Consider the following 16252-nt stretch of genomic DNA (forward strand, 5'->3'; position numbering starts at 1 on the left):
ATATGAAAGACGAACATAACCTCCGAGACCGGTTGGCTCAAAGTCATGAACTTAGACGGCAAATGTGGGATTTTCTTGTACGACAGGAGCTTATCTCCCTGTTAGGCGAGATAAATGAGATTGCTGAGGACCTTAATCATGACCCGCGAAGACTCGTCTTCGATAGGGTCCTCGAAAAGACGCCGACGGAAATGGTGCATTCTTTCGTCGCTCAACTTCCTTCTGCCTTTACCTTGACAACGTTGCGTTATTGAAAGCATCGTGACACAACGCACCCATAGGAACAGCATGATTGGTTCGACATCACGACGTTCTCCGCTGTTGTCCCATATTGCGACGCCGTAATTACCGGGCACCGTTGGGTTCACATATCTAAGGTCGCGGGACTAGCAAGGAAGTGCAGTACTGAAGTTGGACATGGAATAACGGCGTTTGAAAAGTCCTCTCAGGTATCCAACTCGACTTGCATACAAGTGAGTTGCGCCCACATTGTTAGAGCTAGGCTGACTAAAACACGGCGCGGCAACGTTTTGAATGTCATACCCCCTCGATAGAGTAGGCCACGACACCAGTGAAACTTGCTTGGCCAAGGTAGGTCCCTAACTTAGCCAGATTCATTGTGAGTTTCACATGCGCATGATGCATCTGGCAGATGAAAAAACGAATTCGTGTTGAAAGGGGAACAAATGGATCAGCCCGACGTACGTTTTCGTTTTATCGACCTTTTTGCCGGTTTGGGGGGGTTTCATGTGGCGCTTGCAGAGCTCGGCGGTCAAGGCGTTTTTGCTGCTGAATGGGAGCCCACGCTCAACTCTTTATACGATGCCAACTACGGCCTCGTTCCATGGTCCGACATAAATACTCTTGATTCTGAGGCGAAGATCGCTCAAGAGGTCCCCGACCACGATGTGCTCACTGCAGGGTTTCCTTGTCAGCCGTTCTCAAAGGCCGGCGAACAATTGGGGTTCGGAGACACGCTTCAGGGTCAATTGTTTTTCAAGGTGTTCGAGATACTAAAGGTCAAACGCCCTCGACGATTTATCCTTGAAAATGTCCCGAACATTCTGAAACACGACAACGGTAACACCTTGGAAACCATCGTAGGTAAACTTGAGAATGAGCTTGGCTACAAAGTAAGAGTTGAGCGTCTCTCACCGCACCAGTTTGGTGTTCCTCAGGTTCGTGAACGAGCCTATTTTATTGGTTCGCTCGATGGGCTGGATGGTTTTGAGTTGCCGAGTCCAGTCCGTAGCAAAACAGATATCAGTTCAGTTCTACAACGCGAGGGCGTAGATGTTCGCGCGGTGCCGGAGCAAACGCTTCGTGCAATCAATATGTGGGATGATTTCCTGAAGCTATCTGAAGGAGTCAAGCTCCCTTCTTTTCCGATCTGGGCGATGGAGTTTGGGGCAACTTATCCCTACGAAGAGGCTACCCCTCCAGCGTTATGGAAGGAACAGCAGTCTCGAGGTCTTTCAGGATTCAATGGATGCTTCGGAACGTCGTTGCATGATCTCTCAGTTGAGGATCAATACGGGTTGATCCCAAGCCATTCCAGGCGTCCCGGTGATTATAAGTTTCCAAAATGGAAGCAGTCGTTTATTCGTCAGAATCGTAATTTCTTTGAAACCAATAGCAGTTGGATTCTTCCTTGGATGAAAAAATGGAAGCCATGGGAATTCCCGTCAAGCCTTCAAAAATTTGAATGGAATGCTCAGGGCGAAGCTCGACGAATCGACAAATTTGTTATACAGGTTCGGGCTTCAGGTATTAGGGTCAAGCGCACCTCAACTGCACCAAGCTTGATAGCTATGACCCACACTCAAGTTCCTATTCTTGGTGCCGAGATCGCAGGCGTTCGACGCTACATGAGTCCTCACGAGTGCGCGGCTCTTCAGAGCCTTGGCAAGATCATGCTCCCGCAAAATGATTTGAACGCGTATAAGGCCCTCGGAAATGCCGTCAACGCACGTGTTGTGAAGGAAATTGCGGAGCCCCTTCTTGCTCATTTTCTTCAAGAGGGGCCAAGTTCAGATCGACAGGTTGCCGCGTAGCGGTGATCACATTCACTGAGGAGTGTTGAATTGAGTAACATCATCGAAGAGCCTGAGGTTGACGAAGTGCAGGAGGATGACACTCGTTCTCAGCTGCAAGCTAGAATCGCGGAATCTCTGTCCCAGTTGTCCGAGGCAACGGATTCGCCGGTAGGCCTTCAGTTCGGCTCGCCTTTTGCGGTTACTGAAGTCCGCTTCGACACAGATGACTGGATGTCCCGACTAGCGGACGTTCAAGGCTGGCTTCATTTTGGCGAGGACCTTTCTACCACCGACACTGATGCTTTCCTTGCAAGCCTTGTGTCATCTCTCAGTTTTGACAACCCCAACGATGGTGCTGAATCAGACGGCCTCCGATTGCGGCTGACCGAGGCAGCCCTTGAACGATTGAGTGAGCGCGCTGAACTGGCATTACGTTTACAGCAGGAGTTCCTGACTGATATCGATACTGAAGGCAGTAGTCGAACCTCCGTGACGGCTGGCTGGACTGAAAGGTGGGTGACTGAAGATGACACTACCGGACCAGTCACTCATGATCCTGTAAACGCAAAGGCTGATGTGTGGCCCATCTTCCAGTTAACTAATAGGAAAATGAACCTAGCCCCTTCATACCAGCGTGGGGATGTATGGCGTACCGGTGACCGGCAAGCCCTTATCGAGTCCATCCTCCGAGGCATACCGCTACCTTCCATCATCCTGCTTCGCACTGGCGCAAAGACTCCGCATGATGTTGTTGACGGCAAACAGAGGCTTACCGCAATTCTGCGTTTTGTCGGACAACACCCGGTCGCGCTCGCGAAAATCGCCGAGGCAAACGCAAAGCACCCGGAGGTAAACCTGCCTTTTCTCTTTGCGAATGATTATCCCAAATTTCGCAGAGCTTGGAAACAATATATGGGTGAGCCTCTCACCGCAAAGCTTGAAGACGACTTCTATTTCCCTTTTAAGCTACGGAATGGGACCAACAGCGGCTTGGCCGGTCCTGAACTGGAACTCTTGCGCGGAAAATATTTCACGGAAATACGTGACAACACGATACGCGTCTCTGATCAGGAAGTAACGATTAAGGAACTCTTTGAGGGGGCGCCCGATTATAAAGTTCCTGTCATCGAATACACGAAGGCAAGCCAGCGACAGATCCATGAAGTTTTCAAGCTTTACAACAAGCAAGGCATGCATCTCAACGCGGAGGAAATCCGCAACGCTGTTTACCATGATATTGAACTGACTCGCGCGATCCTTATCGCTGCTGGTGATGCAAACCCGCGTGCGGATATCTCAGATGTTGCTCCCTCGCTAACTAGCGTCAACGGGATACTTGACCTGGGCAAGAACCTTGTAGATTACGGGTTCGGTGAATCACGTTATCGTAGGACCAAAGTTCTGGGTTGGGTAGTGGCTACACTCGTTAGCGATACAGGTGGAAAACTCCTGCCTTCAACAGCCCGTCATACAGATCTTCTTTTGGGTCAGGTCCAAAGCGAAGTTACTCATCCGCTACGCGATGGTTCACGCATCGCCGGCTTATTCAAACTGATAGCTCAGTCGGTAGACGTCCATGCAGCACATGACGAGCTCTGGCCAGATTCATTTCGTGGTGATGGTAAGACTAGTAAGTGGCAGGATCTTCAGCTTGTCGGCTCACTGGTCGGAATCACGATTGCTCTGGCAGGTTCACCTGACGATATTGAAAACCGTATCGAAACATCCGCTGATGAAATCCGCAAAGCAGCAGTTGAAGAATGGATACGCCCTGAGAAGACTCAAACACGCACTCAATGGGACTACATCGCTAGGATTGCCGAAGGTGTTGTAGGGAAGTTGGGAATCGATATCGCAACTGCATCCGATGAAATCCGCACGAGATTTGGCTCATCTGGGATTGAGTCGCTCCTTGGGTCGAAGCTCCCACCGGAAGGCGAGAAACGCCAGTAATATGATGGAGAACAAAACGGAGCGATTGTATCTCGAAGCGCCGTTGCGCTCAACAGATTCTTGGTGGGCTAGGTACTCGGCTGAGCTAACGGGGTTAACAGAGACAGCTCGTGCTGTACTAGAAACTGACAGCGCCTACATATTAAATCGCGGTATCTTTGCGGAAGGCGAGCCCGGCGGACCGGGATGGCCACAAGATCGCGCTCGGACCGGCCTCGTCATGGGCTCGGTTCAATCTGGTAAGACCGCATCAATGTTCGGAGTCACCGCGCTCGCGCTCGATCGCAGTGTTGACATCGTTGTCATACTCGCAGGTACGCGGTTGTCATTGTGGCGCCAGACATATGAACGACTTGCGGATCAACTCGACTCCGGTATCGAAAACGCTGCGAAAGCCAATCAGCGAATTCTATGCCCTGCACCAGGGGTCGCGTTGTCCGGTGTCTCGACATCGCTACAAGATACGTACCGTTTGTCTACTGCGCAAGTACGGCGAAAACTGAATCAAAATCGACCTCTGATCGTCGTCGCAATGAAACAAACTAACCATCTCTATGCCCTTGGAAACGCCCTGCGCAGTAGCGTTTTCGGAGCGGTGGAGGAACTCGAGCGACCTGTCCACATGCTCGTACTCGATGATGAGGCTGATGACGGCTCTGTTCTTGATGCTGCAGTTGAGGCAGAGCAAGATCCGCTTTCCCCCAGTCTCAAACAGATTCCTCGTGCTATCGCTGATCTCTGGGACCCACGTTCAACAGAAGCACCCTCTAACCTGTTCGCTACTTATGTCGGGTACACCGCGACGCCTCAGGCGAATCTCCTTCAGGAGGATCATAATCCCCTTGCCCCACGTGATTTTGTCATCTCTTTGCGTACACCTCTAGATGTCGGACATCCCGTTGACACTACCCGTACCGATGTAGCTAAGTCATCAACGTATCCAGAGCCGACGGGGATGGATAATTTTTATACTGGTGGTGAGGTTTATTACCGACGGGGCGCGTCAGCTGGTCTCTGCGTAGAACTTACGGCGGATGAGGACGACGACCTCGGCGAGGCAATTCGTGCATTCCTCGTCTCAGGCGCAATTAGACTCCACCGAGCGGGCGGTGTCCTAGGGCCTCACTCCATCACAGACCTAGGCTTCAGTACTCGGGAAGACGCGATTGCTGAGTCGCCAAGTCCGCATTCGATGCTTTTTCATCCGTCTGCCGAAATTGGACGACATTTTAAGGGTGCTGAGGACGTATTGCTTTGGGCCGGAATCGATGACCGTACTAAGGCCCGGGAGCATCTCGAATCTGGAAATGCTTACTTACCGAACGTGCTTATCGCGAAAATGCGTAGCGAAGAGCCTCTTTGGGAAAAGTGGATCGACAGATACCGAGAGTCATCTAGTGAAATAACGACCCAGTTTAACATCATAAATCCCCGCGAAATCCCCGACTGGTCAATCGTCAAGGAAATCTTGGAAACGGAGATTATCCCAGGTACACGAGTATCAGTTGTCAACAGCGATCCTGCCGCCGATGACCGTCCTGAGTACAAGCCATCGTTCAACTCTGTAGACGGACAGTGGCACGCAGCTCGGGACCTCTCCACTATTTTTGTTTCGGGCAATGTCATGGCTCGAGGATTGACGTTGGAGGGTATGTCTACGGCATTATTTCAGCGAGGATCAAACACTCCTCTCGCTGATACGCAGATGCAAATGCAGCGTTGGTTTGGATACCGAGGTAAACACATAGAGCTATGTCGTTTGTTTGCCGGTCGCTCGCAACTCGACTTGTTCAAGGCATATCACGACATTGACGAAGCCATCCGCATCTCAACTTCTGAAGCCATGGCGGGCGAGGCGCCCTCGCCTGTCATGCTGCATGGATTGGAATTCCTTGCCACAGGAAAAATTGCCAACCTCGGAAGGACACCGCTGTGTCCGAGTTCGAAACCGTTTATAACTCTCATCAACAGTGGACAGGAGCCTGATCCTAACGTAGATTTGGTCGCTGAGTTGTTTACGTCTAGAAGCTCATCGGACGTGATAGTTGGACGTAGCAAAAGAGGCCGTGCTCTCGATGAGACGGTATCGCTCACAGAAGCGGCAGACCTTCTCGGCAGCCTCGTTTTTGATGCCTACCATCCCGGAATAGACCATAGACTGGCAGAGCTCTGGAGACATGTCCAGTCGCGCGTATCAGCTGTTCATGCTTTGCCTAACGGAACGCAGTTCTACGCGGCCCCGTCGTCCCTTGCGGGTGACGCGTCAACCGTTAGACAGGACTGCCCTTATGCGATCCCGGCATACTTTCGGCTCTGGGATGCATGTCTCACGAGACCGGTGCGGGGGCTCTTCGTCACAGGTGCACCGTCGGATATCTGGTCTATGGCCGATCTCCGCGCAAAACAGAGTTATCAGCCGAGGTTTACTGTCGGTATCCGATATGGCTCAGGCTCACCGATTAACGACGGTCGTCTTGCAAATCTGGGATTCGAGATTCTCGCAACAAACAAAAAGGTACGGGAGAATAACACCCTCGGAAACGAGTGGGGAGCCAATGACCCAGACGCTGGCCCACTCGATTATCGGGGAGATCAATTCTTTGACTACTACCATCGTCGAGAACCCGTGCCAATGCTGACGAGTGGCGCTCCGTGGAGGCCTGAAGGTTCAGCCGGTCAGATTCTGTTTTATGTTAATCAGCATCCCGGCCAGCCCCACCCGGCTGTTGCCGTGGGTATATGCATCCCCGCAGGTGGGCCAGAACAGTTCGCAGCAACCCGTGCTGGAATAACCGGTAAACCCTGAGAGGCGAAATAGTGATGGCGAGCTATGAATCTGTGCTCCATCTCATTGAGAGCATTCCGAGTGCTCCGTTTTCAGATACACGTGACGTTACCTGGACAACCGATGCGCACGTCGTCGGTCTTGCGCGCGATCACGAGGGGCACATAGAAGTGTTTCTAGCAGGTTCCAAGCTGACCGCTATTTCTCTCATCGTCAGCGAATCAATTGAATTCCATACGTGGCATCGGGTCGGTGCGGAACCTTTTGATGCAAACAGACTTCTGTTCCCCGCGGTTGAACATTTCGATCAGGTTGCAGCGTTTATCTGTACGGAGTTGTTGCGAGCCGGAGCAGATTCATCACTCGCCCATGCGTTTGCGCGCACTGAACCTTTAATTGAGTTGGCAATCGAGAGGTTACGCCTATCGAGGCAAGCAATCGTTGGGCTCGCTGGCGAACTTCTTCTGCTTGATGCGTTGTGCCGGCGCGGCGAGGACAACCAGGTGGTCTCGATCATCAGATCGTGGGACGGGTGGAAGCAGTCTTCGCGTGACTTTTCCTTGGGGAATACTGGTGTCGAGGTGAAAACAACGACAAGGAACGCCTCTTCGCATTTGGTGGAAGGAACTCACCAGATCGAGCCCAATGATGGATTAAGTGGAGGTTTAACAGAGGGCCGGTTGCTCTTTGTGAGCATTGGACTGGAGCCTGCTGAGCAAGAAGGAAACGTATTCACGATACCTCAACTTGTGGATCGTATTATCTGCAGAGTCGAAGAGACTAGCCACGGACAAGCGACTGTTGAAAAGTTTCTGAATTATCTCATCGAATACGGAAATAGTGAGGGTGGCGGATACGAACACAAAGCCCTAGCGCCCGACCCTAAGTATGCGACACCGTTTCTCACGAAATTCTTCCGTGCTTATGACATGTCAGATGCGGGCATTGAGGTGTTACGGAGAGATGACATCGTGGCTCATCGCCATGTTGACGCCAACTCCGTACGATTCCGAGTTGAATTGCCCACAACAGTATCCCCTAGTAATCCTGTGGCAGGGGCAAACCAAGTTGCAGATTATGTTCTCGGGTTCTGACCGCGATTTCAATGCCAACTTATCCCACCTGGCACCCGGGGTGAGGGTGTGCCTGTGCTCTAACGAGCATCCGCTTGAGCGGAGACGTCAAGAACCTCTGCTTGGGGAAGTCGTTCGGCAGGCCGTTTAGCCCGCCGAACGCCCCATCGCTACCACTGCTTCTTGTGGCGGGGTTTCTTGTAGCCGCGGTCGTCGCCGTCGCCGGCATCCGATGAGCGGGACGGGCGGCCGCGGTCTGGGCGGATCTCGATGAGCTTGCCAGAGATGCGCGTCGCCTGCAGGCGGTCGAGCGTGTCGGCGGGGAGGTCTGCCGGCAACTCCACGAGGGAGAAGTCTGGGCGGATCTCGATGGCGCCGAAGTCGCCGCGGCTCAGGCCGCCCTCGTTGGCGAGGGCTCCGACGATCTGGCGGGGCTCAACCTTGTGGCGACGGCCGACCGCGAGGCGGTAGGAAGCCATTTGCTTGTCGCCTGGGCGTGAGCGGCGCTCTGGGCGGTCTCCGCCGCCGAAGCGATCCGAGCGGTCAGAGCCGCGTCCGCGGTCATCCCGGTCCCGGCCTCCGCGTCCGCCACGGTCATCGCGGTCGAACGAACGGCGCTCCTCGCGCACTGGGCGCTCGTCGCGGGGGTCGAGCAGGAGTGGCGTTTCGCCCTGTGAGACGATCGCGAGTGCGGCAGCAACATCCGCCTCCGGAACATCGTGGTGACGCACGTAGTGGTCAATGATGTCGCGGAACTGCGCGATCTTGTCGGTCTGCGCGAGGGCCGTGCTGATGGCGTCGTCGAAGCGCGAGAGGCGCGTGCTGTTGACGTCATCCACGCTCGGGAGCTGCATTTGCGTGAGTGGCTGGCGCGTTGCCTTCTCGATCTGGCCGAGCAGGTAGCGCTCGCGCGGGGTGATGAAGCTGATGGCGTCACCGCTGCGACCGGCGCGTCCGGTGCGGCCAATCCGGTGCACGTAGGACTCGGTGTCGGTCGGGATATCGAAGTTCACGACGTGGCTAATGCGCTCAACGTCGAGGCCGCGGGCGGCAACATCCGTGGCCACGAGGATGTCGAGCTTGCCTGCCTTGAGCTGGTTGACGGTGCGCTCGCGCTGGGCCTGAGCGATGTCTCCGTTGATCGGCTGGGCTGAGTAGCCGCGGGCGCGCAGCTTCTCGGCAAGCGTTTCGGTTTCGTTCTTGGTGCGAACGAAGATGATCATGGCCTCGAAGTTCTCGACCTCAAGGATGCGCGTGAGGGCATCCACCTTCTGGGCGTACGACACGATGAGGTAGCGCTGGGTGATGTTGACCGACGTGGTCGTCTTGGTCTTGACCGTGATCTCTTCTGGGTCGTTCAGGTACTTCTTTGAGATGCGGCGGATGCTCGTTGGCATGGTCGCCGAGAACAGCGCGACCTGCTTGGTGTCTGGGGTGTCTGCGAGGATCGTCTCAACGTCTTCGGCGAAGCCCATCTTGAGCATCTCGTCGGCCTCGTCAAGCACCAGGTACTTGAGCTCGGTGAGATCCAGCGTGCCCTTTTGGAGGTGGTCCATGATGCGACCTGGCGTACCAACGACTACGTGGACTCCGCGGCGAAGGGCCGAGAGCTGCACGCCGTATCCCTGGCCGCCGTAAACGGGCAGCACGTGGACGCCGCGCGTGTGGGACGCGTACGACTCGAACGCCTCGCACACCTGCAGCGCAAGCTCGCGAGTGGGGGCAAGCACAAGTGCCTGCGGGGTCTTCTGGTGCACGTCAATGCGCGACAGGATTGGCAGCGCAAACGCGGCCGTCTTTCCGGTTCCTGTCTGGGCGAGGCCAACAACGTCGCGGCCCTCAAGGAGCGCGGGAATGGTGGCGGCCTGGATAGCGGACGGGGTCTCGTATCCGATGTCTTTGAGGGATTTAAGTACGGCGTCATTCAAGCCGAGTTCGGAGAACGTCAGCGAAGCGGGAGTGTTGTCTGCGTCGGCCTGAGCCGGAGAATCAAGAGAAGTCACGCTTTAGGCTAGTCCGTCTTGGCCACTTATGGGGGCATTTGGGCGGCTCAGCGCCGGATTGGCAGGGGATTCACCGGGTTTGGGTGAGGTTTTGGGGGTTGGGGAGTGCGCGCTGCGCCAATAAGTCGTCACGATCTGCTGCATTGGGTTTTGCCAGAGGATGCGCAGAGCGTGACGACTTGCAGGGGGAGCGTTAGCCGAGCACCGCGATTGCGTCGATCTCGACCTTCATTCCTGGGCCAAGCCCAGCCGAAACCGTGGTGCGGGCCGGGTATGGCTCGTTGAAGAACTCGCCGTAGACCTCATTCATTCCCGCAAATTCTTCGTGGGCGCTGATGTAGACGCGCACGGTCACGATGTCGTCCATGTTGCCGCCGGCCGCCGTGACGACGTGCGCGAGGTTGGTGAGGGTCTGTCTCGTTTGTTCGCGGACGCCGTCGCCGACGAGGGCTCCGGTGTTGACGTCAAAGCCGCCCTGGCCTGCCAGGTACAGCGAGTCGCCTTTTCGGATGGCCTGCGAATACGAGGCGACCGGAACCGGGGCGAGCGGGGTGTTGATTGCTTGTTTTGCCACGTGGTTTCCTATCTATTTGGGATGAGCGTTGAAAATTCGCGGAGAGCCCGCTCGTCAGAGAGGGCGTTTCCGACGCCGACGCCAAGCGCGCCGGCGTTGAGGTAGTCGGGTGCGGATGCGGGGGTGACGCCGCCAACCGCAACCAGTCGAACCGTCGGGTACGGCCCGGCAAACGTTTTGATCGTCTGGGGGCGGATGGAGTCTGCCGGAAAGAGTTTTTGCACGTGAAGGCCGAGGCTCAGCGCTGTGTGCATTTCGGTTGCTGTGCCGACGCCGGGAAGATAGGGGAGCTTCAGCTCTGCCGCTGCCCGGATGGAATCTGGAAAGGTTCCTGGCGAGACGAGAAATTGGGCGCCGCTGGCGTGGGCTGCGACGGTATCCGCGGCGGTGCAGATCGTGCCGGCCCCGATGAACCGAGTGATACCGTCCGCGTATTCGGCTGCTGCGGTGATTGCATCGAGCGCCGCCGGTGATTGGGCGGGTACTTCGACGAGGCGGATGCCTGCCTCCCAGCATCGCTGCGCGAGCTCGACGGTCGACGGGGTGCTCAGGCCTCGGAGGATTGCGATGATCGGGGCCGCTTCTAGGTGGGTTTCGAAAAAACTGCTCGGCACTGGGGGTCCTTATCCTGTTGGGGACGGGCGATGAGAGCTAGTGTATATATAAATTGCACATGTCGTTACATGCATTGCAACATACGCAACAAGGAGGTTTGAGTGACATCCCTCAGGGTCTGGCTGAAAGAAGGCCATACGGTCGAGATCATCCGCAGAAAGCTGCCAGAGTTCGAGGCTGCAACCGGCATCAACGTCGCAATTGAGATCGTGCCAGAGCACGTCGCGCACGACGAACTTCTTGCAGGCGACGGGCGCCCCGACGTTGTGACCTGCCCATACTGGTACCTTGACGAGTTGCTCGCGGCGGGAGCGCTCAGGCCGGTTGCCTGCGCAGACGTACGGCGACAAGACCAAGACTTTCCGCCGATTGCGATCGAAGCGCTGAGCAGAAACGGTTCGCTGTACGCCATCCCCCACACGCTCACCGGAGGTGTGCTCTCCTACCGGAAAGACCTTCTTGCCGAACTCGGCAGGAATAAACCACAAACGCTCAGTGACGTTCTTGAAACCGCCACGGCACAGCGAGGCGACATAATTCCAATGCTCGCACGGTGCAATGCCGAGTTTTCGAGCTTCGAAACATATGCCGGGTGGGCGGCGGCCAAACGGATTCGACTGCTTCCAGACGAGGGGATGCCGACGCTCGACGACCTCGAGCGCGGAGTTGGCGATCTGCTTGTCACGCTTCGAGATGCCAGCAAGGGGCGGGCGCTCACTGCTGAGACATACGCTCAGCTTGGCGACGAGATGGCCGAGGGCAACGCCCTGATGCTGCTGGATACAAGCGCCTGGCCGTTCCTCTTTGAGGCGGCGGATTCTCCGGTGCGCGGTGCCATGGGATATTCGGTCATTCGGGACAGGTTGCCAGCCCAATTTGTGTATGCGGAGGGTCTCGCGATCACGAGCTGGTCAACGAGAGCCGCGGATGCCGCCGCGTTCATCGCCTGGAGACACTCGCCAGACGTGGTGCTCGCCGAAATTCACGAGGTCGGTCGCTTCGACCTTCCCCGGCTCGACGTGCGGAGGGAGCCGTGGTTTGCCCGGCTTGCTGCGGAGCGTGATGCAGGAGAATGGTTGCGCGTAATCGATGAGGCCTGGGCCGCCGCCGACCTGGGCCATGTCGCCTTCAGACCTGATTATGTGCGTCGAGCCCGAGAGCTTATGACCTTGTTCGGGGCAGTTATCGACGGCTCTGTTGCATCGCTCGCAGAGGGGTTTTCTGCTATCGAGGCACAGGAACCCCGCTGATGTACACCGCTGAAAGCGCTCGGAGTGCCGCAAGATCCATTGTCGGGTCGTCGTCGAGAATGAGCAGGTCTGCCTGCCGCCCCACTTCGAGGCTTCCCGCGGGAATGCCAAGCGCATCTGCGCCGCGAATGGTCAGCGTTTTGAGGACGTCGAGGCGTGACATTCCGCTTCGCTCAAGGGCGATCGCCTGCTCGTTGAGGCCCCAGCCGTGGGGATTAAAGGTGGTTCCGGCATCCGTGCCGGCGGCGAGGCCAATGGGCCTGTCTCCGGATGCTGCGGCAACGGCCCGCTTGAGGGCCTCGCGCTCGTGCGGGGCGTGTGCCTCTATTTTGCCGAGCGTCTCCGGTGTCGCGTTGAAACGGTTATCGCTGAGTATGAACCGCTCTGTGGCAACGTATGTGCCAACGAGCCGGGAGGGCGAGGCTGCGAGCCCGGTAACGATCTCGTCGTCGAGATACGAAAAGTGCTCAATCGTGTCTACTCCGGCTCTGACGGCGTTGAGAATGCCCTGCTTGCCGTGGGCGTGTGTGCCAACGTGGAGGCCCTTGCTCTGGGCGAGTTGGGTGACGTTCTCGATGAGGGTTGAATCCATTTGGGTTGCCCCTGGGTTCGTTCCTGCCGTGACGACCCCTCCGGTTGCGAAGAGTTTGACGTATTTGCCCCCAGCGTTGGCAATGGCGTCGAGCTCGACGGCGTACTCGGCGAGGGTCTCGGCATGGGCCGCCAGAAAATTACCGTGGCCAGCAGGTGAGCTGATGGCGCCCGCCGCGAGGACGTGTGGCATCCCGATGTCGCCGAACGCCTGGTTCAGTGTGGCCAGCAGAACGACGTGGCGGGGGCTGCCGAGATCACGCACGGTCGTGACGCCGCAGCCCGCGTGGGCGCGCGCGTGTACGAGCGCAGTGGCGAGGGCCCTGTCGTCGTCGAGCTGCAGTGCCTCGCGCTCAACGTCTTCGCCGCCACTGAGCGCGAGGTGCACGTGGCAATCGATGAGTCCTGGCATGACAAACGGATGCGAGGGCAGGTCTCCTGGCCCAACACCCGTGGTGATGTGCGTAATGAGGCCGTTCGCGACGGTTATGGCGACGTCGCGGTGTGGTTCGAGCGAGCGGCCGAGCAGCGCCGTTGCGGCGTGAAGCTGGTATGACATGACAGTCCTGACGAGAGTAAAGGGTACAAAAATGAGTTCAGCGGTTCGAGTTATTGTGGTTGGAGCCGGCGATTTTGGTGCACGGCATGTTCGCGCGGTTTCGCTCCTGCCAGAGTTTGAGCTGGTCGGGGTTGCCGATCGAGACAGATCGCGGGCCGAAGCCTGCGCAGAGGCCTTTGGCGGTCGGCCATTCGGGGGTCTTGATGAGGCGCTGGATGCGGTTGCTGCCGACGCCGTGATTATTGCGACACCGCCGGGTGCGCATGTTGGTGACCTGCTGCTCGCAACATCCAGGGGGTTGCCCTGCCTTACCGAGAAGCCGATCGTGGCAACCTCCGGCGACGTTGCTGCGGTTGAGGTACTGCCTGATGAGCAGCGTGCCTTGGTATTTCCTGCCCACGTGAGTCGATTCCTTCCCGGGTTTGCGAGGCTTGTGGAGGAGCTTGGCGCGTCACCTGTTCGCTATCTTCGGGCACTGCGCCGCGTGCCGAGGGAGCGGCTCGACTTGCACGGCGAGGTACATCCGGCGATGAGCGCCATGATTCACGACATCGACCTGGTGCGCGCACTGATTCCGGCGCAGCTACGGTCGGTGACAAGCTCCCAGGTGTGGAGCGATGACCGCCGCCCGTTCCCCCAAACGGTGTCGGCTCAGCTGCTGTTTGAGGGAGGGGCGCTCGCCGTGATCGACACCAGTTGGACGATGCCACACGCGCGCCAGTACATTGACGCGCGGCTTGAGGTAGCAACCGATGACACGTTTGCGACGGTCTCCCTTCCTGGTGGTGGCCTTGTGGTTGAAGGCGTCGACGGGGATACGGTTCCTGATATTGAGTTAGAGGGGGAGGCCTACGGCATCCCTGTTGGTGCCCTCGCGACGGAGCTTCGCCAGTTTGCCGCGGTTGTGAGCGGGCGGGCCGACCGTTTTGCGGTGACCTGTGACGACGCGCTCTGGTCCATTCGTGTGGCGCTCGAGATCGCTGGGCAGCAGCCGAGTCGTTAGGAAATGTCGTTGCTGATGGCCGCTGCCGCTTCCCGGAGGAGCGGCACGAGGTCGAGGAGTTGTTCCCGAGAGAGCAAGATGGTTGGCGCTGAAAGTGAAATACCGTGCATGACGGGTTGGCTGCCAATTTTGATGGGGACGGCGACGCAGTGCAGGAAGTCTTCGTGCTCGCGGTCGTCAAGGGCGTAGCCGCGCTTTCGTACCGCGGCGAGGTCCGCAAGGAAATCGCCGGGCGTGGTGATCGTCCGCTCGGTGTGGCGAACGTAGGTGATGCCGTTTGCGAGGCTCTCTTGCTCGCTGAGCGAGCGCTGCGCGAGGATTGCTTTCGCCACACCCGTGCAATAGAGGGGCGCTGGGGCGCCGATGCGCGAGTACATACGAACCGTTTTTTGTGATTCGTACTTGTCGATGTAGAACACGTCTTGGCCGTCGAAGGCGGCAAGGTGGATGGTCTGCTGGGTGCGCTCGCTGAGCCTGCGAAGGTGGGGCGCGGCAACGGCCCTGATATCGAGGTTGCCGAGCGCTGCTGAGGCGAGGCGAAAGAGCTGGGTGCCAAGGCGGTAGCGGTGCTGCTCGTCGTGCCGAACATACCCGTGCGACTCAAGGGTTTGCAGGAGGCGGAGGGCTGTTGACTTATGCACGTCGAGCAGGGCGGCGACGTCGGCAAGGTCTCGTTCGTCTTCGCCAAGATAGTCAAGGATTTGCAGTGCTCGGTCAACCGTTTGCGACATGTGGGGTACTCCTTGTGTCATTCCCGCTTGGGTATCGTTGGCCGTTCCAATCACTATCCTCCAGGTTGAGGAGCGTAGCTATGAACTCGGGGGGTGGAAGCGGTCCAACGTCGGTTGAAACGCTCAGTGCGCTGCTTGCAACGATAGTGCCGAGCCTAGCTGAGTCCCTGATTGAGCGACGTTCGAGGTAACCTGCCAGGAAGCCGGCAGCAAACGCGTCGCCGGCACCGACCGGCTCAACGACGTTGACGAACAGGGCGGGTACCGGGATAACCTGCCCGTCGTTGAACACCGTGCAGCCGCTTGCTCCCTGCTTGACAACAAGAATTGTCGGGGCGCTGATGAGTGCTCGCACTTCCGCAACGTTTGTATGCCCCCACAGCGCCTCGGCCTCGTCGAGGCCAACCAACACGATGTCAGAAGCTTGGGCGGTCGCGAGGATGCGGTCTGCTGGTGATTCGACTTCGGTGTGTTCCCAGAGGGCAGGGCGCCAGTTTACGTCGAATGACACCAGCGAATCGGCGGAGCGGTTGGCGAGGATATGCGCAATGAAGTCCCTGCATGATTCCGAGAGTGCGAGGGTGATGCCGCTGATGTGGATGATGGCTGGGTTGAGGGCGGTTGCCTTTGCCGCGGTTGAGGGGCCGATGCCGCTGAACGCCGAAGACGACCTGTAGTAATCAACGTGGGTATCGTCTGCGGTTCGGTTCTTAAAAGCCGCCCCTGTTGGCTTCGTGTCGTCAATCTCGGCATGGGTAACGTCGACGCCTTCGTCGGCGAGATGGCCGAGGATGAAGCGGCCGAAGGCATCCGATCCGACCCGGCTGACCCAGGAAGAGTTGAGGCCGAGCATTCGCAGGTAGGTGGCCACATTAGACTCTGCGCCGGCGACGGAGATTTGGTACAGGCTACTGGCGCTCGGGGCTCCCTGCTTGGTGGGGACGAACATTGCCATGGATTCGCCGGCGCACACGACATCGATTGTGGGGGCTGTGGTGGTATCGCTCAAGAAAATCTCCCTCAAGTGTTGACTTTATGAAACTCGACTGTAATCTTCTATCAACATAGTTTGCAATAGG

The 16252-nt window shown here is 57.3% G+C and carries 12 protein-coding genes; 6 read left to right on the top strand and 6 right to left on the bottom strand.

Features of this window, described 5'->3' with window-relative positions; translation table 11 throughout:
• The first annotated feature begins 686 nt into the window (after window positions 1-686).
• From FHX76_RS13260 to FHX76_RS13275, 4 genes are all read left to right on the top strand, one after another.
• Window positions 687-2054, top strand: coding sequence for a DNA cytosine methyltransferase (locus FHX76_RS13260; protein WP_167151344.1), 1368 nt, complete (start codon window positions 687-689; stop codon window positions 2052-2054).
• A gap of 30 nt (window positions 2055-2084) precedes the next feature.
• The gene (locus FHX76_RS13265; RefSeq protein WP_167151346.1) at window positions 2085-3989 is read left to right on the top strand and encodes a GmrSD restriction endonuclease domain-containing protein; all 1905 of its coding nucleotides are present in this window, start codon (window positions 2085-2087) and stop codon (window positions 3987-3989) included.
• Window positions 3990-4242: 253 nt separating this feature from the next.
• Complete coding sequence (locus tag FHX76_RS13270) at window positions 4243-6795, top strand: Z1 domain-containing protein (RefSeq protein ID WP_243848797.1); 2553 nt, start codon at window positions 4243-4245, stop codon at window positions 6793-6795.
• Between the two features lie 14 nt (window positions 6796-6809).
• A complete protein-coding gene (locus FHX76_RS13275) occupies window positions 6810-7868 on the top strand; it encodes a PD-(D/E)XK motif protein (RefSeq protein WP_167151350.1) in 1059 nt (352 codons plus the stop codon).
• A gap of 149 nt (window positions 7869-8017) precedes the next feature.
• On the opposite strand, the gene FHX76_RS13280 is transcribed toward FHX76_RS13275, so the two are convergent.
• From FHX76_RS13280 to FHX76_RS13290, 3 genes are all read right to left on the bottom strand, one after another.
• Window positions 8018-9850, bottom strand: a complete 1833-nt coding sequence (locus tag FHX76_RS13280) for a DEAD/DEAH box helicase (protein ID WP_167151351.1) — start codon at window positions 9848-9850, stop codon at window positions 8018-8020.
• A 193-nt stretch (window positions 9851-10043) separates the two neighbouring features.
• Window positions 10044-10424, bottom strand: a complete 381-nt coding sequence (locus tag FHX76_RS13285; protein ID WP_167151353.1) for a Rid family detoxifying hydrolase — start codon at window positions 10422-10424, stop codon at window positions 10044-10046.
• 8 nt (window positions 10425-10432) lie between these two features.
• The gene (locus FHX76_RS13290) at window positions 10433-11038 is read right to left on the bottom strand and encodes a bifunctional 4-hydroxy-2-oxoglutarate aldolase/2-dehydro-3-deoxy-phosphogluconate aldolase (RefSeq protein WP_167151354.1); all 606 of its coding nucleotides are present in this window, start codon (window positions 11036-11038) and stop codon (window positions 10433-10435) included.
• A gap of 102 nt (window positions 11039-11140) precedes the next feature.
• On the opposite strand from FHX76_RS13290, the gene FHX76_RS13295 reads away from it, so the two are divergent.
• A complete protein-coding gene (locus FHX76_RS13295) occupies window positions 11141-12289 on the top strand; it encodes an extracellular solute-binding protein (protein WP_167151356.1) in 1149 nt (382 codons plus the stop codon).
• Here FHX76_RS13295 and FHX76_RS13300 read toward each other — a convergent pair.
• Window positions 12264-13439, bottom strand: a complete 1176-nt coding sequence (locus FHX76_RS13300; protein WP_167151357.1) for an amidohydrolase family protein — start codon at window positions 13437-13439, stop codon at window positions 12264-12266. The two genes, FHX76_RS13295 and FHX76_RS13300, sit on opposite strands and share 26 nt — an antisense overlap.
• 31 nt (window positions 13440-13470) lie before the next feature.
• Here FHX76_RS13300 and FHX76_RS13305 point away from each other — a divergent pair, with 31 nt between their 5' ends.
• Window positions 13471-14442, top strand: coding sequence for a Gfo/Idh/MocA family protein (locus FHX76_RS13305; protein WP_167151359.1), 972 nt, complete (start codon window positions 13471-13473; stop codon window positions 14440-14442).
• Here FHX76_RS13305 and FHX76_RS13310 read toward each other — a convergent pair.
• Window positions 14439-15173 (bottom strand): IclR family transcriptional regulator, encoded by a 735-nt coding sequence (locus FHX76_RS13310; protein WP_167151360.1) that lies wholly within the window; start codon window positions 15171-15173, stop codon window positions 14439-14441. The two genes, FHX76_RS13305 and FHX76_RS13310, sit on opposite strands and share 4 nt — an antisense overlap.
• A complete protein-coding gene (locus FHX76_RS13315; protein ID WP_167151362.1) occupies window positions 15157-16182 on the bottom strand; it encodes a sugar kinase in 1026 nt (341 codons plus the stop codon). The genes FHX76_RS13310 and FHX76_RS13315 overlap by 17 nt, the downstream gene beginning before the upstream one ends.
• Window positions 16183-16252: the final 70 nt, after the last annotated feature.

This window comes from Lysinibacter cavernae (assembly GCF_011758565.1).
Taxonomy (GTDB): Bacteria; Actinomycetota; Actinomycetes; order Actinomycetales; family Microbacteriaceae; genus Lysinibacter; species Lysinibacter cavernae.